Raw genomic sequence first — 20,845 nt, forward strand, 5'->3', positions numbered from 1 at the left:
AAAGTTTTCGGTCAATTTTGATGTTTTGTCTGTCAATCAGATTTCTTGCTCGGGAGAAGCATGTCGGGATCCAATTCAGCAATAAGCCGCCGCCGTTTGTTAAAAGGGGCAGGGGCGATGTGGCTGCTCAGCGTCAGCCAGGTGGGTCTTGCCGCCACAAGCCAGGTGGTGGCGGTGCGCGTCTGGCCGTCGTCAACCTATACGCGCGTGACGGTGGAATCCAATCGGGTGCTGAAATATAAGCAATTTGCCCTGAGCAACCCTGAGCGTGTGGTGGTGGATCTCGAAGGCGTTAACCTGAACTCCGTTCTGAAGGGGATGGCGGCGCAGATCCGCGGTGACGATCCGTTTATCAAATCGGCGCGTGTTGGGCAGTTTGATCCGCAAACCGTGCGCATGGTGTTTGAACTCAAGCAGAACGTGAAACCGCAGCTGTTCGCCCTTGCGCCTGTGGCATCGTTCAAAGAGCGTCTGGTGATGGATCTCTATCCGGCGAATGCAACGGACATTCAGGATCCGCTCCTGGCGTTACTGGAAGACTACAACCAGGGCAATCTGGAGAAACAGGTTCCGCCTGCGCAGAGTGGTCCGCAGCCCGGAAAAGCAGGGCGCGATCGCCCGATTGTGATCATGCTCGATCCTGGCCACGGCGGAGAAGACTCGGGGGCGGTAGGCAAATACCGGACGCGGGAAAAAGATGTGGTGTTGCAGATTGCCCGCCGTCTGAAGGCGTTAATCGATAGAGAGGGCAACATGCGCGCCTACATGACGCGTAATGAAGACGTCTTTATTCCGTTGAAAGTCCGCGTGGCAAAAGCCCAGAAGCAGCGGGCGGATCTCTTCGTCTCTATCCATGCTGATGCTTTTACCAGCCGTCAGCCGAGTGGATCGTCAGTATTTGCGCTCTCAACCAAAGGGGCAACCAGTACCGCGGCGCGTTACCTCGCGGACACGCAGAACGCCTCGGATCTCATCGGTGGTGTGAGCAAAAGCGGCGACCGCTACGTCGATCACACCATGTTCGACATGGTGCAATCGCTGACCATTACCGACAGCCTGAAGTTTGGTAAAGCGGTACTGGGCAAGCTGGGGCGGGTCAATAAGCTGCACAAAAACAGCGTCGAGCAGGCCGGGTTTGCGGTGCTGAAGGCACCGGATATTCCGTCTATCCTGGTTGAAACGGCGTTTATCAGTAACGTGGAAGAGGAGCGTAAGCTCAAGACGGCCAAATTCCAGCAGGAAGTGGCTGAGTCGATTCTGGCAGGGATCCGGGCGTATTTCTCTGACGGGGCGACGCTGGCACGACGTGGATAATGCTGAACGCCGGGTTAACCCCCGGCAAATTCACAAACGACAGATACAAAAAAACACCCTTAAGGGTGTTTATTGTTTTTAGAAGTATTGGTTGCGGGGGCCGGATTTGAACCGACGACCTTCGGGTTATGAGCCCGACGAGCTACCAGGCTGCTCCACCCCGCGTCCGTGGAAGCGCACTATACTCGGTTAGGTTTGTGATGCAACCCCTTTTTCACATAATTCATTAATTTTGTATGTAAATTGAACGACATTGAAACCTTTGGACTATTTTTTGCTCAGAATTTGCCAAAGGGCATGTGATTCCGTTTCATTAGAACAGTGGGTTTGTTATCTTCATCACGCGGAAATGGGCAACTTAAAGACGAGATATAATGAAAGGACGTTGGGCAAAGTATCTGATCACGGGCGCAATGGTAGCCATTCTTGCGGCCTGTTCTTCTAAACCGACCGATCGCGGTCAACAGTATAAAGACGGGAAGTTATCCCAGCCTTTCTCTTTAGTTAACCAGCCGGATGCTGTCGGCGCACCGATCAACGCCGGTGATTTCTCCGAGCAGGTTTACCAGATCCGCAATGCGTCGCCGCGCCTGTATGGTGCCCAGAGTAGCGTCTATAACGCGGTGCAGGACTGGCTGCGCGCGGGCGGCGATACGCGCAATATGCGCCAGTTTGGTATCGACGCCTGGCAGATGGAAGGGGCGGACAACTACGGCAACGTGCAGTTTACCGGCTATTACACCCCGGTTATCCAGGCGCGACATACGCGTCAGGGCGAATTCCAGTATCCTATTTATCGTATGCCGCCAAAACGTGGTCGCCTGCCGTCCCGTGCGGAGATCTACGCCGGTGCGCTTAGCGAAAACTACGTCCTGGCTTACAGCAACTCCCTGATGGATAACTTCATCATGGACGTTCAGGGCAGCGGCTACATCGATTTTGGTGACGGTTCTCCGCTGAACTTCTTTAGCTACGCCGGTAAAAACGGCCATGCCTATCGCAGCATTGGTAAAGTGCTGATCGACCGTGGCGAAGTGAAAAAAGAAGATATGTCGATGCAGGCGATCCGCGAGTGGGGCGAAAAACACAGTGAAGCTGAGGTACGCGAGCTGCTGGAGCAGAACCCGTCGTTCGTCTTCTTCAAACCGCAAAACTTTGCGCCGGTGAAAGGGGCGAGCGCCGTGCCGCTGATTGGCCGTGCGTCGGTAGCATCGGACCGTTCCATCATTCCTGCGGGAACCACGCTGCTGGCAGAAGTGCCGCTGCTGGATAATAACGGTAAATTTAACGGCCAGTACGAGCTACGTCTGATGGTGGCACTGGACGTTGGTGGCGCGATTAAAGGCCAGCACTTCGATATTTATCAGGGAATTGGTCCGGATGCCGGTCACCGGGCGGGCTGGTATAACCACTATGGCCGCGTATGGGTGCTGAAGACAGCGCCTGGCGCCGGAAACGTATTCAGCGGCTGATTGTGGTATTCTGAGCGGAATACGGATTACTGTTCAGGGTGAGGAAAAACCTCACCCTTTTTACATCTGAGGTTTTATGTCTGTGGTAATCAGCGACGCCTGGCGCCAGCGTTTTGGCGGTACGGCACGTCTCTATGGTGAAAAAGCCCTGCAGCTGTTTGCGGATGCGCATGTCTGCGTCGTGGGCATTGGTGGTGTGGGCTCGTGGGCGGCAGAAGCGCTGGCGAGAACCGGTATTGGCGCAATCACGCTGATTGATATGGATGACGTGTGCGTCACCAACACCAACCGTCAAATCCATGCCCTGCGTGACAACGTCGGCCTGGCAAAATCTGAGGTCGTGGCAGAGCGTATCCGCCTGATCAACCCGGAATGTCGGGTCACGGTGATTGATGATTTTGTGACGGCGGATAATGTCGCAGACTATATGAGTAAAGGCTACAGCTACGTGATTGACGCGATCGATAGCGTGCGTCCAAAAGCGGCGCTTATTGCGTACTGTCGTCGTTACAAGGTGCCACTGGTGACCACCGGTGGCGCAGGCGGACAAATTGATCCCACACAGATCCAGGTGGCCGATCTGGCCAAAACCATTCAGGATCCGCTGGCGGCCAAGCTGCGTGAACGTCTGAAAAGCGATTTTAACGTGGTGAAAAACAGCAAGGGCAAGCTGGGCGTCGACTGTGTTTTCTCGACTGAAGCGCTGGTGTATCCGCAGGCGGACGGCTCGGTGTGTGCAATGAAAAGCACGGCGGAAGGGCCAAAAAGGATGGATTGCGCCTCAGGATTTGGCGCGGCCACAATGGTGACCGCCTCTTTTGGATTTGTGGCGGTGTCTCACGCACTGAAAAAGATGATGGCGAAGGCGGAACGTCAGGCCTGAGCCTGACGGGCGGCGTCCTGCACCGCTTCGCTAAGGGCGACCAGGCCCTGACCGCGCGAGGCGCTTAGCTGCGCGCGCAGCCCTAACTCATCGAACAGAGCCAGCGGCGAGTGCGCCAGTAGCGTCGCCGCGCTTTTCCCTTCGATGGCGGTTAACAGCACCGCCAGCAGACCGCGAACGATACGTCCTTCGCTGTCGCCAAAGAAATGCAGTTTCTCACCGGATACGCTGAACCCAAGCCAGACGCGGTTTTCACAGCCCGCGATCTCTTTTGCCTGCGCTTTGAGATCGTCAGAAAGGGCCGGAAGCTGCTTACCCAGCAGGATCAGTTGACGATATTTATCTTCCCATTGTGTGAGCAGCGCGAAGGTCTGTTTTAACGTTTCTTCTGTGATCACTGTGCCAAACGGATGTCCGGCTAAAGCTGAGCTAGTCATTAATCCACCAGGAGTTCAAGGGCGCGGTCAACCGCGGAAATCAGCGCTTCGACATCGCTTTGGGTATTGTAAGGTGCAAACGAGGCGCGCAGTGTACCACTCACGCCAAGCGCTGCCAGCAGCGGCTGGGCACAGTGCTGCCCGGCACGCAGCGCAATGCCATATCCTGCCAGCAGGGTCACCATGTCGCTATGGTGTACGCCCGCAAAATCAAAGGCTAACAGGCTTGAATCCTGCACGCGGAACGAACGGAAGCCAGGGCGTTTTTTAAGCTCCTCTTCAGCCAGCGTCGCCAGACCCCGGCTCCAGCTCTCCGCCTGGACAATGTCCGTTTCGGCGAGCCATTCGAGCGCGGCGCTCAGGCCAATGACGCCCGCCACGTTTGGCGTACCCGCTTCCAGACGGTAAGGGACGTCCTGGGTTTTAAAGCCCTCGAAAGAGACTTCCGCGATCATCTTGCCGCCACCGAGCCACGGCGTCATTTGTGCCAGCAGCTCAGGCTTACCGTACAGCGCCCCGATACCGGTTGGTCCGTAGAGCTTATGCCCTGAGAAGGCATAAAAATCGATATCCAATTTTTGCACATCGGCCGGGAAATGGACCACGCCCTGCGCGCCGTCAACCATCACTATGATGCCGTTGGCATGCGCGATGCGGATAGCCTGCGCCAAATCCGGGCAGCCACCGGTGACGTTGGACATCTGTCCAAGCGCCAGAATGCGGCTGCGCGGTGTAATCAGCTCCGGTAACTGTGCTACATCCGGCAGGTAATCTATCCCCAGCGGGAGCTTAACCACCCGTGCCCCTGTTTGCTCTGCCACCATCAGCCATGGGACCAGGTTGGCGTGATGTTCCGCTTCACTGACGATGATCTCGTCTCCGGGCTGAAGCAGTGGGCGGGCATAACACTGGGCCACCATGTTTATGGCTTCGGTGGTACCCCGCGTCCAGACAATATTTTTCCCGCTTTCAGCATTGATCAGACGAGCAACCTGATCGCGTGCCGCTTCGTAGCGTGCGGTTAAGCGCTGGGCCTCGGCAAACTGGCTACGATGCACATTGCCTGCGCTCAGGCTATAAAACTGCTGCGTTGCCTCAATAACCGCCTGCGGCTTTAAGGCTGTGGCAGCGCTATCGAGATAAATACCGGCATCGGCCAGCGCCGGAAACTGTGCGCGAAACTGCGCAGGGCTGAAAGCGTTCATGGAATTCCTCATTGCATTACTGAGATCGTCGCGCAATTTCAGCGGCAGGGCAAGGAGGTTGATATCTATCAGAATTGTCTGCTTATCCCAACGCCCCTGAAAAAGCAGGTTATGCTAAATAGTGTTAGGCGGATGTTTTAGCCTGTTATAAATCGAGGTTTGAATAGCATTAATTGCTAAAGGAGAAGAATCATGAATAAGACAGCTGCAATCATTTCTGCCTGTGCGTTTACTTTTGCCCTGAGCGCCTGTTCTGGTAACAACTACGTCATGCACACTAACGATGGTCGTTCCATTGTTTCGGAAGGGAAACCGACAACCGATAACGATACCGGGATGATTTCATATAAAGATGCTAACGGGAACAAGCAGCAGATCAACCGCACGGACGTGAAAGAGATGAAAGAGATCGAGCATTAACAGATCGCTAAGCAAAAAAAAGCACCGCAAATTGGCGGTGCTACATTAATCACTATGGACAGACAGGGTAAATGTACAGGAAGTGAAAAATTGGTAGCGTTGCTACCGTGGTCTGAATCGCAGACCAATTGCAAACACAACAACACAACATCACAACCGTAAGCCAAAAGCTCTTCAGAACACGCATTCCAAAAAAAGCTTCTCGTTCCGGCTCAGGAAGTGCCGCCACTATAGGTATTTGCTGGTAGTTCCTCAACGGACAAATTATAATGGCTCAGATAAAAAAAACTAATAGGTTAAACGTTGTTTCCTGTTTGTTAAATCTCGTTAACATCTAAGCCAGATAACCATGTCCAAGCGATTGCCACCCCTAAATGCATTACGTGTTTTTGATGCAGCAGCACGTCATCTAAGCTTCACCCGCGCAGCAGATGAGCTTTTTGTGACACAGGCCGCAGTAAGTCACCAAATCAAGTCCCTGGAGGATTTTCTGGGCCTCAAGCTGTTTCGCCGACGCAACCGTTCGCTGTTGCTGACGGAAGAGGGGCAGAGCTATTTTCAGGATATTAAAGAGATTTTTTCCCAGCTCACGGAAGCCACGCGCAAGCTGCAGGCCAGGAGTGCAAAAGGCGCACTGACGGTCAGTTTATTGCCCAGTTTTGCCATTCAGTGGCTGGTGCCCAGACTCTCAAGCTTTAACTCAGCTTATCCGGGAATTGATGTCAGGATCCAGGCGGTGGATCGTCAGGAAGACAAACTGGCGGACGATGTGGACGTTGCCATTTTTTATGGGCGTGGTAACTGGCCGGGCTTGCGTGTCGAGAAATTATACGCAGAATATCTGCTGCCAGTCTGTTCACCGCTGCTTTTGACAGGCGATAAAGCGTTAAAAACGCCCGCCGATCTGGCACAACATACGCTGTTACACGATGCTTCTCGCCGCGACTGGCAAACTTATACCCGTCAATTAGGTCTTAATCATATAAACGTGCAGCAGGGCCCCATCTTTAGCCACAGTGCGATGGTGCTACAGGCTGCCATTCACGGACAGGGCATTGCGTTGGCGAACAACGTCATGGCGCAGTCCGAAATTGAGGCCGGCCGTCTGGTTTGCCCTTTTAATGATGTACTGGTCAGCAAGAATGCGTTTTATCTGGTTTGTCATGACAGTCAGGCAGAACTGGGTAAAATAGCCGCTTTCCGGCAGTGGATACTGGCGAAAGCGGCGAGCGAGCAAGAAAAATTCCGCTTCAGGTATGAACAATAACTTTTGTGTGCCGGGCACGCATTACTTTAGGACTGAAACATGACCAGCCGATTCATGCTGATTTTTGCCGCGGTGAGTGGCTTTATTTTTGTTGCACTGGGCGCGTTTGGCGCACATGTCTTAAGCAAGTCTTTGGGCGTGGTGGAGATGGGCTGGATCCAGACCGGCCTTGAATACCAGGCGTTCCATACGCTGGCTATTTTTGGGCTGGCGGTAGCGATGCAGCGCCGCATCAGCATCTGGTTTTACTGGAGCAGCGTTTTCCTGGCGCTGGGTACGGTGCTGTTCAGCGGCAGCCTTTACTGCCTTGCGCTCTCGCATTTGCGCCTGTGGGCGTTTGTTACACCTGTCGGCGGCGTCAGCTTCCTGGCAGGGTGGGTATTAATGTTTATCGGAGCTATCCGTCTGAAACGCAAGGGCGTTGTTCATGAATAAGGTTGTTTTATATTGTCGCCCGGGGTTTGAGAAAGAGTGCGCCGCGGAAATTACGGATAAAGCGGCGAAGCGAGAAGTGTTCGGTTTTGCGCGCGTTAAGGATAATGCGGGCTATGTGGTGTTCGAATGCTACCAGCCTGACGATGCGGATAAGCTGGCACGCGAGCTGCCGTTCAGTTCACTGATCTTTGCGCGCCAGATGTTTGTCGCGGGTGAGTTGCTGAAAGATCTCCCGCCAGAAGATCGCATCACCCCGATTGTGGGCATGCTGCAGGGCGTGGTCGAGAAGGGGGGCGATTTGCGCGTTGAAGTGGCCGACACCAACGAAAGCAAAGAGCTGATGAAGTTCTGCCGTAAGTTCACCGTACCGCTGCGCGCGGCGCTGCGTGATGCCGGCGTGCTGACAAACTACGAAACGCCAAAACGTCCAGTCGTGCATATCTTCTTTATTGCCCCGGGCTGCTGCTACGCCGGTTACTCTTATACCAACAACAACTCTCCGTTCTTTATGGGGATCCCACGCCTGAAGTTCCCGGCTGATGCGCCGAGCCGTTCAACCCTGAAGCTGGAAGAGGCGTTTCACGTCTTTATTCCGGCGGATGAGTGGGATGAGCGTCTGGCCAACGGTATGTACGCGGTCGATCTCGGCGCGTGCCCCGGTGGCTGGACCTATCAGCTGGTGAAACGCAACATGTGGGTGTCGTCTGTTGATAACGGTCCGATGGCGCAAAGCCTGATGGACACCGGGCAGGTCACGTGGCTGCGTGAAGACGGTTTCCGCTATCGTCCAACCCGCAATAACATCTCCTGGATGGTATGCGATATGGTGGAAAAACCAGCGAAAGTGGCGGCACTGATGGCCTCCTGGCTGGTGAACGGCTGGTGCCGTGAGACGATTTTTAACCTCAAGCTGCCAATGAAAAAGCGCTATGAGGAGGTCTCTCAGAACCTGGCCTATATTCAGCAGCAACTGGATGAACACGGCATTAACGTGGAGATCCAGGCGCGTCAGCTGTATCACGATCGCGAAGAGGTGACGGTGCATATTCGTCGCTGGTGGGCGGCCGTGGGCGGGCGTCGCGACGAGCGATAGGCCCCTCATCCTAACCCTCTCCCCAACGGGGAGAGGGGACTTTTAACGCTCTAACCTCAACTGCTGCAAATTCCCGTCCAGCTGTAAATCCGTCTGTAACGTCGCCACATCCCGGCAGATAAAGGCCATTTCTTTATGGGCCTCCAGCTTCTTACGCCATTTTTCCGGAACTTCATCGAGCCGGGCGTAGATCCCTTCCAGGTTCTGAAAATCCGTCAGCAGCTGTGCGGCGCTTTTAGGCCCAATACCGGCAACGCCCGGCACTTTAGAGCTGCTGATCCCCGCCAGCCCCCAGTAGTCAGGAAGTTGCTCAGGTGAGACGCCAAATTCACTGGCAATAAACGGGGCGTCGAGCCAGCGTTTCTGGAAGTAATCACGAATGCGGATAGTGGGTGAGAGCAGCTGGCAGTAGCCTTTATCCGTCGACACAATGGTTGCCTGATGCCCGGCGCTGGCCACTTTGACCGCAAGCGTCGCCGCGAGATCGTCCGCTTCATTGCCCTGGGCGCCCCAGCAGGGCACGCCGCGCTTTTCGAATGCCGAGCGAATCATCGGCATTTCTGAATGCAAATCGTCCGGCATGGGGGCCCGTCCGGCTTTATAGTCTGGCAAACGCTGATGTCGCCAGCCGGAATTACGCGCCTCGTCATCAAATACGGCCACGACATGCGTCGGTTCGCTGTGGCGAATAAGTTGCTCCAGCGCGTGCAAACAGGTGTCCTTACAGGGCGTGCCTTGCACTGCATGGATCCGGCGAATCAGGTTGAGCGCGTCGACGATAAGCAAATGAACAGCCACAGATAATCTCCCTTCTATCTCATGAAGGAAGGGTAACACTGTCAGCGGTATGAAACTATGCGCGGTGGGGAAAACAGGAAGAAGCCTCGCAAAACGAGGCTTCCTGAGAGGCTTAATCGCAGGTCACGATCTTCATTGCCAGACCACCGCGAGAGGTTTCACGGTATTTGGCGTTCATATCTTTACCGGTTTCGTACATGGTTTCGATAACCTTATCGAGGCAGACGCGTGGCTCGCTGGTGCGGCGCAGCGCCATTCGTGCGGCGTTCACTGCCTTCACGGAGGCGATCGCGTTACGTTCGATACACGGCACCTGAACCTGTCCGGCAACCGGGTCACAGGTCAGCCCCAGGTTATGCTCCATGCCGATTTCGGCGGCAATGCAGACCTGCGCCGGGCTTGCGCCTAACAGCTCTGCCAGACCCGCAGCGGCCATGGAACAGGCCACGCCCACTTCCCCCTGACAGCCCACTTCCGCGCCGGAAATGGAGGCGTTCATCTTATACAGAGAACCAATCGCACTGGCGACCAGCAGGTAGCGCGCCAGCGAGTTGGCATTCACTTCACGGATAAACTTGTCGTAGTAGGCCAGCACGGCCGGAACGATACCGCAGGCGCCGTTGGTTGGCGCCGTGACCACGCGCCCCCCTGCGGCGTTCTCTTCGTTCACCGCCAGGGCGAACATGTTGATCCAGTCTACGACGGCCATTGGGTCGGTGGTCGTTTTATCGGTGCTCACCAGCATACGGCGCAGCGCGGCCGCACGACGCGGTACGCGAAGCTTACCGGGCAGAACGCCTTCGGTGGTGATCCCGCGTTCAATCCCGCCGCGCATCACCTCCCAGACGTTAGCAAAGTGCTGTTCCAGCTCCGCTTTGCTGTGCAGGGCCAGCTCGTTTTTCATCATCAGACCGGAGAGGGAAAGCCCCGTCTCCTGACAGTGACGCTGGAGATCGGCCGCAGTTTTGTACGGATACGGCACGTCGACAGAAGAGGTGCTGGTTTGACCAAAGTGGTCTTCGTCGACAATAAACCCGCCGCCGATAGAGTAATAGGTCTGGCTGTAAACCGCGGTGTCGCCGGCCAGCGCGGTAATGCGCATGCCGTTTTCGTGCAGCGACAGGTTGTCCGCATGGAAATTCATGCAATGGTCAACCGGGAATTCCACTTCGTGTTCGCCGTTTGCCAGCAGCAGGCGACCGTGGGTGTTTACGTCCTGGATGAAGCCAGGGATCGCATCAATATCAACGGTATCCGGCAGGTTTCCCGCCAGGCCCATGATAATGGCGATATCGGTATGGTGGCCTTTTCCGGTCAGGGAAAGCGAGCCGTACACATCGACAACCACGCGGGTGATGTCGTGCAAGATGCCGCGTGCAATCAAGTCATCCGTGAACTGCTTACCGGCTTTCATTGGTCCGACAGTGTGAGAGCTGGAAGGACCAATACCGATTTTGAAGATATCGAATACGCTAATCATGATGCGTCCATTGCTTTCAGTCAGAGAGGAAGGAGTGCGCCGTCCGGGGACGGCGCGGGTGATAATCAGAACATGGTGTACAGGGAGTAGAAGATCGCAGAGATAGCGATAAGCCCCATGATGACCACAAAGATGTTGCTCATATGACCGCTGTACTTACGCATAGCAGGGACTTTCTGAATTGCGTACATTGGCATCAGGAACAGAATCATCGCGATAACCGGACCGCCCAGGGTTTCAATCATGCCCAGGATGCTTGGGTTCAGCGTAGCAACGGCCCAGGTGGTAAGCAGCATGAACAGTGCAGTGATTTTGTTCAGCTTGCTGATTTCAATGCTCTTGCCTTTACCGCGCAGAGATTTGATCACCATACCGTTAAAACCTTCACGTGCGCCCAGGTAGTGGCCGAGGAAGGATTTGGTGATGGCGATAATGGCGATGATCGGTGCCATCCACGCAATAATCGGTGCGTTAAAGTGGTTCGCCAGGTAAGACAGAATGGAGATGTTCTGCTCTTTCGCTGCTGCCAGGTCCGCCGGGGAGAGGCTCAGTACGCAGCTGAAGACGAAGAACATTACGGTCAGCACCATCATGATGTGTGCACGTGCCAGGATGCTGGAGCACTTCTTCTCTGCGCCTGCGCCGTACTCTTCACGCTTCGCCACGGCGAAGGAAGAGATGATCGGGGAGTGGTTAAAGGAGAAGACCATTACCGGAATCGCCAGCCACAGGGTCATCATCAGGCCGTTACCGGTTGCAGATGCGCTGCTCAGGGAGAGGGTTTCCAGCGCAGCACCGTTCCACTGTGGGATCAGGTAGCAGGCCAGCACCATCAGTGCGGCAACAAACGGGAACACCAGAACGCTCATCGCTTTAACGATCATCTGCTCGCCGAAGCGCACGATGGTCATCATACCGACGATCAGGATCAGGGAGAGAATGGCACGCGGTGGCGGCGTTATCTGCAGCTGGTGCGTCATGAAGCTTTCAACGGTGTTGGTGATCGCCACGCTGTAAACCAGCAGAATCGGGTAAATGGCGAAGAAGTAGAGCAGGGTAATCAGTTTCCCAGCGCCAACGCCGAAATGCTCTTCAACCACTTCAGTGATGTCTTCGCCCGGGTTTTTACCGGACAGCACGAAGCGGGTCAGGCCGCGGTGTGCGAAGAAGGTCATCGGGAACGCGATGATGGCCATAATGATCAGCGGGATCAGACCGCCGACGCCTGCGTTGATAGGAAGGAACAGTACACCAGCGCCGATTGCTGTGCCGTAAAGGCCAAGCATCCACATGGTATCCGTTTTGCGCCAACCACTTCGGGATTCAATCGAAGCAACGGTGCTGGTTTGAGTGGTTTCCATCTGTATCTCCTGGAGGAAGCAAATTGTCAGGTTTGTAGTCAAATCCGATGAAAAAATGCCTGACGGTAATATGAAATTCGTTCAGTGACGGTTTTTTAATAATTTTCACCCGTAACTATTGGCGGGCGGAAAGATACATTCTACTTATGAATGTATCAGTGATCGCGATCCCAAATGCAATAATCCACTCATGATGTAGGTATATTTAGACCATTTCTCTGTTAAAAAAACATCAAAGAGAATTTACGGGCGCGAAGGCTATCATTAACAACATATGTCCGGAAAGAGCGCCCCCGAAGATAGGTGTCTTGCGCTGTAAAGATGGTGGGTTTTAGGATTTTCTGATGAGTAATTTGCCTTAAAGCTGATAATTTATGGTTTTAAAATTCAGGTAATCGTTTGCGTAGGCGTGCAGTTTATAAATTCTATAAGCAATGACTATGAATTGATGCGAAAAAAAGGCCAGGTAACGGCAGAACGCGCCCCGGCCCTCAGAAGAACGATTAACGTGTTATGTGCAGATTTCGTAGCAAGGAATATACGCCGAGCCCGGCAGCTTCATACGGTGTTGGGCGACAAAGCCCTGCAGCATGTCGTCCATGCGGCGCATCATCTCCGGGTCACCGTGGATCTTATACGGGCCAAACTGCTCAATGGCGCGGATCCCCACCTCTTTCACGTTACCCGCCACAATGCCCGAGAAGGCGCGTCGCAGGTCGGCGGCCAGCACTTCTACCGGCTGGTCAGGATAGAGTTTCAGGTTCGCCATATTCTCATGCGAAGGCTCGAACGGGATCTGCAGATCCGGCGCAATACGGATTGACCAGTTAAAGCTGTAGGCATCACCGGTATCACGACGGTTCTCTTTCACCAGCGGCATCGCTTTTTTCATCTGACGCGCCACTTCTGCCGCATCGTCAATGATAATGCGATAGTGACGACGCGCGGCTTCACCCAGCGTATGCACGATAAACTCGTCCAGCACGCGGAAGTAGTCGGCACTCTCTTTCGGCCCGGTCAGGATCAGCGGCAGAACCTGATCTTTGTTGGCCGGGTTCATCAGGATCCCCAGCAGATAGAGCAGCTCCTCTGCCGTACCCACGCCGCCGGGGAAGATGATGATGCCGTGAGCGATACGGACAAACGCTTCCAGACGCTTTTCGATATCCGGCATGATAATCAGCTCGTTGACCAGCGGGTTAGGTGGCTCAGCGGCGATGATCGACGGCTCGGTCATGCCGATAAAGCGCCCCTCTTTATAACGCTGCTGGGCATGACCCACGGCGGCACCTTTCATTGGCGCTTCCATCGCGCCTGGGCCACAGCCGGTGCAGATATTCAGCTCACGCAGACCAAGCTGGGTACCCACCCGACGGGCGTACAGGTATTCGGTTTCGTTAATGGAGTGACCGCCCCAGCAGACGACCATATTCGGTGCTTCGCCAACGTGCAGGGCACGGGCGTTACGCAGAATAGAAAACACCAGGTTGGTGATATGAACCGAGCTTTCCAGGTCAAGATGCTGGAAGCGGCCCGCGTTGTGGATCTGCCCGTTAACAAACAGGATGTCACGCAGCACGGCAAACAGGTTGGCCTGCAGGGAACGAATAATCCGCCCGTCGACGAAGGCCTCTTCCGGCGGGTTGATCACTTCAAGTTTCACGCCGCGCTCGCGGCGCAGCACGTTGATATCAAAGCTTTCGAAGCGGGATAACAGTTCTTTACTGTTGTCTGTCAGGCTTCCGGAGTTCAGTACGGCAAGTGAACAGTTACGAAACAGTTGATAAAGATCGCTGCTGGCCGTGCGTTTAAGCATGTCCACTTCCAGCTGCGACAACATATCCATTGAGCCAAGCGGGCTAATATGTGTAATCAAGTGAGCTCCTTATGGGACGATTATCGTCATTCCCTGCTGATTACAATAGCCCTGCCGCGTGACGTTTCACAACCTAAAGCGCTGCATTACCCGCGCATATTGTGAAAATATTTATATTACTGACGCACGAGTCGGCCCGTCGCAGGCACAAAATCGGTATTGGTGCGCCACGGGTTAATATCCAGCCCGCCACGACGGGTGTAGCGCGCGTACACGCTCAGCGTTTCTGGCTGGCAGAAGCGCTGAATATCGCTGAAGATGCGCTCCACGCACTGCTCGTGGAATTCATTGTGATGGCGGAACGACACCAGATAGCGCAGCAGCTTTTCCCGGTCAATTTTGGGGCCGTGATACTGGATTTGCACAGAACCCCAGTCCGGCTGGTGGGTGATCAGGCAGTTGGACTTCAGCAGATGGCTGACCAGCGTCTCTTCCACGATCTTCCCGCTTGCCGCATTTTCCAGGTACCCGGCGCTGAACTCATAGTTATCCACCTCGATATCCTGATCGTCGATGCAGGTGCCGTTAAAATGGGCGACAGGTTGGCCTTCCAGTTCATTCAGGCGATACAGGGCAACGGTCACGTTGCCCTGGGCACAGGCGCGTAAATCACGCTCCAGCGTGTGCTGAACCTCTTCCAGGCTGGTGAATTTGGTCTGATTAAAACTGTTGAGATACAGCTTGAAGCTTTTGGATTCCACCAGGTTAAGGCTGGCATGATCCAGCTCAACCTGGCCTACCGCCACCTGCGGCAGACCGCGAGCATTCAGCCAGGAGAGCTCATACAGCGTCCAGATATCACCGCCGACAAACGGCAGCGCGTCTGCACGCAGCCCTAAAGGATCGCGGTTAAGGCTGCGCGGAACGCCCTGCAGCAGGCTGGCATCGTAGGTGTCGCGGTAATCGGTCGATTTACCCAGCGTTAAGCCACTTAACGCCTGATGATTTTCGTAAGACATGTTTCATAGTCACTTTACAGGTACACTTAGGGCTGAGTTTATCCTGTCTTACCAGAAGAGAGAAATCGGTGGATATCGAAACTGCAAATGCCCTTAAGACCTTCACGACCCGTTACTGCGACGCATGGCATGACACCCGGGGCACCTGGCCGCAAAGTGCTGATCTCTATGGTGTGCCTTCGCCCTGCATTATCTCTTCGGTGGACGACTACGTTATCTGGCAGCCGCAGCCCTGGTCTGTCGAGGAGAATGTAAATGCGGTTGAACGGGCAATGGACATTGTGGTACAACCAGCGGTTCACGCGTTCTACACCACGCAGTTTGCAGGGGATATGCCTGCCCGCTTTGGTGAGGTAACGCTGACGCTGTTGCAGACCTGGAGCGAAGACGATCTGCAGCGTGTTCAGGAAAACCTGATTGGTCATCTGGTCACGCAAAAACGCCTTAAGCTTTCTCCGACACTCTTTATTGCCACGCTGGACAGTGAACTGGATGTTATTTCCGTCTGCAACCTGTCTGGTGAAGTGATCAAAGAGACAATCGGCACCCGCAATCGCGAGACCCTCGCCCCCTCACTTGCGGATTTCCTTACCCGACTTGAGCCGCTTCTGTAATCCATCATGCTACAGCGCGTGTGAGAGATCTCTTACACGGTTTGTGAGAGATCGCCGCAACGATCAGTATTACCTTACGTAATTAAGAAAAATATTATGATAATTATCAAAGGATTAATAAAATTCTGACGCAGCAAACCCGCTTTTCAGAGGCTGACAACGCTTACAGGGTGGGTTGTAAGACGAAGCGGAATAGCGGATTCTATCTCTGTCGACAGGACGCCGACACGAGAAACGAACATCAGGATGATGGCGCTTCTCACACAGGACACGTCAGGATGGCGCTGCAGGAAGGCTTCAGGATGAAGCAAAGGATCACGCAGGACGCGTAAGGGACACCTCCAGGAAGGAGAACGAGAGCCGCTCAGGATGATCGGTGGGTCAGGATGGCCAGGACGTTTCAGGATGAAACAGACACATCAGGACGATGTGCGCAGGATGCAAACAGTTTACGGATGAACAGGCCTTCGGGCTTCAGGAAAAGTTGTCACGGAAGAGCAGGGAGCATAAATTGTAGCTGGAATGCTGCGAAACGAACCGGGAGCACTGTTTTTACAGTGCTCCCTTTTTTTATTTCTGCTGCCTGCAATGCTATGCTGCGCGCCGTTCATTTTTTCAGTTGAGGTTACTATGACGCAACACGATAGCGTTCGTGCCCGGTTGCACGCCATCGAAGCTCTTTTGCGCCAACATCAGCTGTGGCAGGAGACCGCGCCGCAGCCAGAGGCGTTCGCAAGTACCCAGCCGTTCTGCCTGGATACGCTGGCACCGTTTGAGTGGCTCCAGTGGGTGTTAATTCCCCGTATGCATGCGCTGCTGGAGGGTGGTCATCCGCTGCCGCAGGCGTTTGCGGTCTCGCCTTACTATGAAATGGCGCTGGAGGCCACCCACCCGGCGCGTGCTGTCATGCTGGCTGAGCTGGAAAAGCTGGATGCGCTGTTCGCCGGTGATGACGCATGACGCTTGAGATCCTCTATCAGGATGAGTGGCTGGTGGCAGTGAACAAACCGTCGGGATGGCTGGTGCACCGCAGCTGGCTGGATCGTGACGAGAAGGTGGTCGTGATGCAGACCGTGCGCGACCAGATTGGTCAGCATGTGTTTACCGCCCATCGCCTGGACAGACCCACCTCCGGTGTATTGCTAATGGGACTGTCCAGCGAAGCGGGTCGTCTGCTGGCGCAGCAGTTTGAGCAGCATCAGATCCAGAAACGCTACCACGCGATCGTGCGTGGCTGGCTGACAGAAGCCGCCACGCTTGACTATCCTCTGGTGGAAGAACTGGACAAAATCGCCGATAAATTTGCCCGTGATGACAAAGGTCCGCAACCTGCGGTAACCGAGTATCGCGGTATGGCGACGACTGAAATGCCGGTGGCAACCAGCAAATTTCCCACCACTCGCTACAGTCTGGTTGAGCTTTTGCCCAAAACCGGGCGTAAACACCAGCTCCGCCGACACCTGAAGCATTTGCGACATCCGATTATCGGCGACAGCAAGCATGGCGATCTGCGCCAGAACCGCAGTGCGGCTGAACATTTTGGTTGCGATCGTCTGATGCTGCACGCAAGCGAACTGAGCCTGACTCATCCGTTTACCGGCAAACCTCTGACGATCCATGCGGGGCTGGATGATGTCTGGATGCAGGCGCTGTCACAGTTTGGCTGGCTGGGGCAACTCCCCAAAAATGAAAGGGTTGAGTTTGTATCTGGCAACGTTCAGGATGAACGGCAAGCGCAATAATTAAGGGAACATATCATGGCTGAAGTAGGCATTTTTGTCGGCACAATGTACGGCAACTCGCTGCTGGTTGCGGAAGAGGCGGAAGCGATACTCACAAGCCAGGGTCATAAAGCCACAGTTTATGAAGACCCGGAACTGGCAGACTGGGAAAAGTATAAAGATAAATACATTCTGGTGGTCACCTCCACCACCGGGCAGGGCGATCTGCCGGACAGCATCGTGCCGCTTTTCCAGGGCATTAAAGACATTGGCTACCAGCCGGACGTTCACTACGGCATCATCGCCCTGGGCGACAGCTCTTACGCCAATTTCTGCGGCGGCGGCAAGCAGTTCGACGCACTCCTGCAGGAACAGAGCGCCCAGCGCGTGGGCGACATGCTGCTGATTGACGTCGGTGAACACCCGGAACCCGAAAGCGAATCAAACCCGTGGGTTGAGAACTGGGCCACACTGCTTAAATAACATCCTGCCCGGCGGCGCTTCGCTTGCGCGGGCCTGCGGGTTATTCAGGCCGGGTCAGGCGTTGCCGCCACCCGGCGATAACTTCCGCACCAAACGCCAATTCCGTGAACCATCTTCCATTCTTTTAGGCTTTTGCCACAAACAACCTTTCTCATGCCCCTTAATGTTGTGTTTTTGCACGGTGAGAGAACGTGTCACTCCTTCATATACTTTCCCGGTCACAATAAAACGGCTTCAGGCCGTACCAAAACGACAAACACAAATCTCATTCTGATTACCCTACCGGTGCTGTACAGAGTGAACCAGGCGAAAGCTATGTTTCAGGAGTGCAACAATGAGTACATTAAGCCACGCGGCGAGCAGTGCGGAGAAGCGCACTAACGCTCGCTACTGGATAGTGGTGATGCTGTTTATCGTCACGTCCTTTAACTATGGTGACCGCGCCACGCTGTCGATTGCCGGCTCTGAAATGGCAAAAGACATTGGGCTTGATCCGGTTGGCATGGGGTATGTTTTCTCCGCATTTTCATGGGCCTATGTTATTGGACAGATCCCGGGTGGCTGGCTGCTCGATCGTTTTGGATCCAAGCGCGTCTACTTCTGGTCCATCTTTATCTGGTCGATGTTTACCCTGTTGCAGGGCTTCGTCGATATCTTCAGCGGCTTCGGTATTATCGTCGCGCTCTTTACTCTCCGCTTCCTGGTGGGGTTAGCAGAAGCGCCATCCTTCCCGGGTAATAGCCGCATCGTGGCCGCCTGGTTCCCGGCGCAGGAGAGGGGAACGGCGGTGGCGATTTTTAACTCTGCCCAGTATTTCGCGACGGTGATCTTTGCGCCAATCATGGGCTGGCTGACGCATGAAGTGGGCTGGTCACACGTCTTCTTCTTCATGGGCGGATTGGGGATTGTCATCAGCTTTATCTGGCTGAAAGTGATCCACGAGCCGAACCAACATCCGGGCGTGAACAAGAAAGAGCTGGAGTACATTGCGGAAGGCGGGGCGCTGATCAACATGGATCAGAAAAGCCAAAAAGCAAAAGTCCCGTTGAGCCAGAAATGGGCGCAGATCAAGCAGCTTGTCGGTTCGCGCATGATGATTGGCATCTACCTGGGGCAGTATTGCATTAACGCCTTAACCTACTTCTTTATCACCTGGTTCCCGGTCTATCTGGTGCAGGCACGCGGTATGTCGATTCTGAAAGCAGGCTTTGTCGCCTCCGTACCGGCTATCTGCGGCTTTGTGGGGGGCGTACTGGGTGGGGTGATTTCCGACTGGCTGATGCGTCGTACCGGTTCGCTGAACATCGCCCGTAAAACGCCAATTGTGCTCGGCATGTTGCTTTCAATGACCATGGTGTTCTGTAACTACGTCAGCGCGGAGTGGATGATCATCGGCTTTATGGCGATGGCTTTCTTCGGGAAAGGGATTGGTGCGCTGGGCTGGGCAGTGATGGCGGATACCGCGCCAAAAGAGATCAGCGGCCTGAGCGGCGGTCTGTTTAACATGTTCGGCAACATCTCCGGGATTGTCACCCCGATTGCCATTGGCTACATCGTCGGGACCACGGGCTCATTCAACGGTGCGCTGATTTATGTGGGTGTGCACGCCCTGGTGGCGGTCCTGAGCTATCTGGTGCTGGTGGGTGATATCAAACGCATTGAACTCAAACCTGTAGCGGAGCGTGGCTGATGACAACACAATCGAGCCCGGTTATTACCGACATGAAGGTCATCCCGGTGGCCGGCCAGGACAGCATGCTGCTTAATATTGGCGGCGCGCATAACGCCTGGTTTACCCGCAATATCGTGGTGCTGACCGACAGCGCAGGGAACACCGGCGTTGGGGAAGCGCCGGGCGGTGAGGTAATTTTCCAGACGCTGTCAGACGCCATTCCGCAGGTGGTCGGCCAGGAGGTCGCCCGTCTGAATAAAGTGGTCCAGCGTGTTCACAAAGGCAACCAGTCGGCGGACTTTGACACCTTCGGCAAAGGCGCCTGGACGTTTGAGCTGCGCGTCAATGCTGTCGCCGCGCTGGAGGCCGCCCTGCTCGATTTGCTCGGTAAGGCGCTGAACGTTCCGGTCTGTGAACTGCTGGGGCCGGGCAAACAGCGTGACGCGGTGACGGTACTCGGCTATCTGTTTTATGTTGGCGATCGGCAAAAAACCGATCTGCCTTATCTGGCGCACTCGCCGGGCCACCATGAGTGGTATCACCTGCGTCACCAGGAGGCGCTCTCCAGTGACGCGGTGGTTCGGCTGGCCGAGGCGGCACAGGACCGCTACGGTTTTAAAGACTTCAAACTCAAAGGCGGGGTATTACCCGGCGAGCAGGAGATTGAAACCGCGCGTGCGCTCAAGAAACGTTTTCCGGATGCCCGCATTACCGTTGACCCTAACGGTGCCTGGCTGCTGGATGAGGCTATCGCCCTGTGCAAAGGACTGGGGGATGTCCTGACCTACGCGGAAGATCCGGTTGGGGCTGAACAAGGCTTCTCGGGTCGCGAGGTGATGGCGGAATTCCGACGTGCCACCGGTCGCTACGAACATGATCGCCACCAACTGGCGTGAAATGGGCCATGCGGTCATGCTGAATGCGATCGATATTCCGCTCGCAGACCCGCACTTCTGGACGCTTTCTGGCGCCGTGCGTGTGGCGCAGCTGTGTGATGACTGGGGGCTCACCTGGGGTTGTCACTCCAATAACCATTTCGATATTTCGCTGGCGATGTTTACCCACGTTGGCGCGGCGGCACCGGGTCACCCAACCGCTATCGACACACACTGGATTTGGCAGGAGGGTGAGGCCCGCCTGACGAAAAATCCGCTGGAAATTAAAAACGGCACCATCGCGGTACCGGATGCGCCGGGATTGGGCGTGGAGCTTGACTGGGATCAGGTCCACAAGGCGCATGAAGCGTATAAAAAACTGCCGGGCGGCGCGCGTAATGATGCCGGGCCGATGCAGTACCTGATCCCTGGCTGGACATTTGACCGTAAGCGCCCTGTTTTTGGACGTCACTGATAAAA

General features: G+C 54.9%; 19 protein-coding genes, 1 tRNA gene and 1 pseudogene. 13 read left to right on the forward strand and 8 right to left on the reverse strand.

The window, feature by feature from the left end:
- Window positions 1-60: 60 nt before the first annotated feature.
- Window positions 61-1,314, forward strand: a complete 1,254-nt coding sequence (amiC, locus tag HX884_RS02950; protein WP_013098541.1) for an N-acetylmuramoyl-L-alanine amidase AmiC — start codon at window positions 61-63, stop codon at window positions 1,312-1,314.
- An 88-nt stretch (window positions 1,315-1,402) separates the two neighbouring features.
- On the opposite strand, the gene HX884_RS02955 is transcribed toward amiC, so the two are convergent.
- Window positions 1,403-1,479 (reverse strand) — tRNA-Met (locus HX884_RS02955).
- A gap of 209 nt (window positions 1,480-1,688) precedes the next feature.
- On the opposite strand from HX884_RS02955, the gene mltA reads away from it, so the two are divergent.
- Window positions 1,689-2,786, forward strand: coding sequence for a murein transglycosylase A (gene mltA / locus HX884_RS02960; protein WP_013098540.1), 1,098 nt, complete (start codon window positions 1,689-1,691; stop codon window positions 2,784-2,786).
- A 76-nt stretch (window positions 2,787-2,862) separates the two neighbouring features.
- Window positions 2,863-3,669, forward strand: a complete 807-nt coding sequence (gene tcdA, locus HX884_RS02965; RefSeq protein ID WP_178327631.1) for a tRNA cyclic N6-threonylcarbamoyladenosine(37) synthase TcdA — start codon at window positions 2,863-2,865, stop codon at window positions 3,667-3,669.
- Here the strand turns inward: tcdA and csdE are convergent.
- Entirely contained in the window at window positions 3,660-4,106 is a 447-nt protein-coding gene (csdE, locus tag HX884_RS02970; RefSeq protein WP_178327632.1) for a cysteine desulfurase sulfur acceptor subunit CsdE, read from the reverse strand. The two genes, tcdA and csdE, sit on opposite strands and share 10 nt — an antisense overlap.
- Window positions 4,106-5,311, reverse strand: a complete 1,206-nt coding sequence (csdA, locus tag HX884_RS02975; RefSeq protein WP_178327633.1) for a cysteine desulfurase CsdA — start codon at window positions 5,309-5,311, stop codon at window positions 4,106-4,108. Before csdA ends, csdE begins: the two co-directional genes overlap by 1 nt.
- A gap of 192 nt (window positions 5,312-5,503) precedes the next feature.
- Between csdA and HX884_RS02980 the strand changes: the two genes are divergently transcribed.
- The 4 genes from HX884_RS02980 (at window position 5,504) to rlmM (ending at window position 8,526) form a co-directional block, all read left to right on the forward strand.
- Window positions 5,504-5,731 (forward strand): YgdI/YgdR family lipoprotein, encoded by a 228-nt coding sequence (locus HX884_RS02980; RefSeq protein WP_008499648.1) that lies wholly within the window; start codon window positions 5,504-5,506, stop codon window positions 5,729-5,731.
- Between the two features lie 349 nt (window positions 5,732-6,080).
- Window positions 6,081-6,998, forward strand: a complete 918-nt coding sequence (gene gcvA / locus HX884_RS02985; RefSeq protein WP_023622031.1) for a glycine cleavage system transcriptional regulator GcvA — start codon at window positions 6,081-6,083, stop codon at window positions 6,996-6,998.
- A gap of 39 nt (window positions 6,999-7,037) precedes the next feature.
- Window positions 7,038-7,433 carry a DUF423 domain-containing protein gene (locus tag HX884_RS02990; protein ID WP_003862756.1) on the forward strand — a complete coding sequence of 132 codons (396 nt, stop codon included), beginning with the start codon at window positions 7,038-7,040 and terminating at the stop codon, window positions 7,431-7,433.
- Window positions 7,426-8,526 carry a 23S rRNA (cytidine(2498)-2'-O)-methyltransferase RlmM gene (rlmM, locus tag HX884_RS02995; protein ID WP_013098534.1) on the forward strand — a complete coding sequence of 367 codons (1,101 nt, stop codon included), beginning with the start codon at window positions 7,426-7,428 and terminating at the stop codon, window positions 8,524-8,526. The genes HX884_RS02990 and rlmM overlap by 8 nt, the downstream gene beginning before the upstream one ends.
- Before the next feature lie 42 nt (window positions 8,527-8,568).
- Here the strand turns inward: rlmM and xni are convergent, their stop codons facing one another.
- The 5 genes from xni to queF form a co-directional block, all read right to left on the reverse strand.
- On the reverse strand, window positions 8,569-9,324 hold the full coding sequence (gene xni, locus HX884_RS03000) for a flap endonuclease Xni (RefSeq protein WP_044157526.1): 756 nt from the start codon (window positions 9,322-9,324) through the stop codon (window positions 8,569-8,571).
- Between the two features lie 112 nt (window positions 9,325-9,436).
- On the reverse strand, window positions 9,437-10,804 hold the full coding sequence (locus tag HX884_RS03005) for an L-serine ammonia-lyase (RefSeq protein WP_020689323.1): 1,368 nt from the start codon (window positions 10,802-10,804) through the stop codon (window positions 9,437-9,439).
- A gap of 65 nt (window positions 10,805-10,869) precedes the next feature.
- Complete coding sequence (locus HX884_RS03010; protein WP_178327634.1) at window positions 10,870-12,165, reverse strand: HAAAP family serine/threonine permease; 1,296 nt, start codon at window positions 12,163-12,165, stop codon at window positions 10,870-10,872.
- A 511-nt stretch (window positions 12,166-12,676) separates the two neighbouring features.
- Window positions 12,677-14,041: a nucleotide 5'-monophosphate nucleosidase PpnN gene (gene ppnN, locus HX884_RS03015; RefSeq protein ID WP_013098530.1), complete on the reverse strand. Its 1,365-nt coding sequence runs from the start codon at window positions 14,039-14,041 to the stop codon at window positions 12,677-12,679.
- A gap of 116 nt (window positions 14,042-14,157) precedes the next feature.
- Window positions 14,158-15,000, reverse strand: coding sequence for an NADPH-dependent 7-cyano-7-deazaguanine reductase QueF (queF, locus tag HX884_RS03020; protein ID WP_178327635.1), 843 nt, complete (start codon window positions 14,998-15,000; stop codon window positions 14,158-14,160).
- A 68-nt stretch (window positions 15,001-15,068) separates the two neighbouring features.
- Here queF and syd point away from each other — a divergent pair, with 68 nt between their 5' ends.
- From syd to HX884_RS03050, 6 genes and pseudogenes are all read left to right on the forward strand, one after another.
- Window positions 15,069-15,614 (forward strand): SecY-interacting protein, encoded by a 546-nt coding sequence (gene syd, locus HX884_RS03025; RefSeq protein ID WP_013098528.1) that lies wholly within the window; start codon window positions 15,069-15,071, stop codon window positions 15,612-15,614.
- A gap of 630 nt (window positions 15,615-16,244) precedes the next feature.
- The gene (locus HX884_RS03030; protein WP_013098527.1) at window positions 16,245-16,574 is read left to right on the forward strand and encodes a YqcC family protein; all 330 of its coding nucleotides are present in this window, start codon (window positions 16,245-16,247) and stop codon (window positions 16,572-16,574) included.
- On the forward strand, window positions 16,571-17,356 hold the full coding sequence (truC, locus tag HX884_RS03035) for a tRNA pseudouridine(65) synthase TruC (protein ID WP_038983829.1): 786 nt from the start codon (window positions 16,571-16,573) through the stop codon (window positions 17,354-17,356). The genes HX884_RS03030 and truC overlap by 4 nt, the downstream gene beginning before the upstream one ends.
- 15 nt (window positions 17,357-17,371) lie before the next feature.
- Window positions 17,372-17,818, forward strand: a complete 447-nt coding sequence (locus tag HX884_RS03040) for a flavodoxin (RefSeq protein ID WP_155022583.1) — start codon at window positions 17,372-17,374, stop codon at window positions 17,816-17,818.
- 334 nt (window positions 17,819-18,152) lie between these two features.
- A complete protein-coding gene (gene gudP / locus HX884_RS03045; RefSeq protein WP_013098524.1) occupies window positions 18,153-19,508 on the forward strand; it encodes a galactarate/glucarate/glycerate transporter GudP in 1,356 nt (451 codons plus the stop codon).
- Window positions 19,508-20,840, forward strand: a pseudogene (locus HX884_RS03050) (enolase C-terminal domain-like protein). The gene gudP and the pseudogene HX884_RS03050 overlap by 1 nt, the downstream one beginning before the upstream one ends.
- Window positions 20,841-20,845 lie beyond the last annotated feature (5 nt).

Source organism: Enterobacter sp. SECR19-1250 (assembly GCF_013391025.1).
GTDB lineage: Bacteria > Pseudomonadota > Gammaproteobacteria > Enterobacterales > Enterobacteriaceae > Enterobacter > Enterobacter cloacae.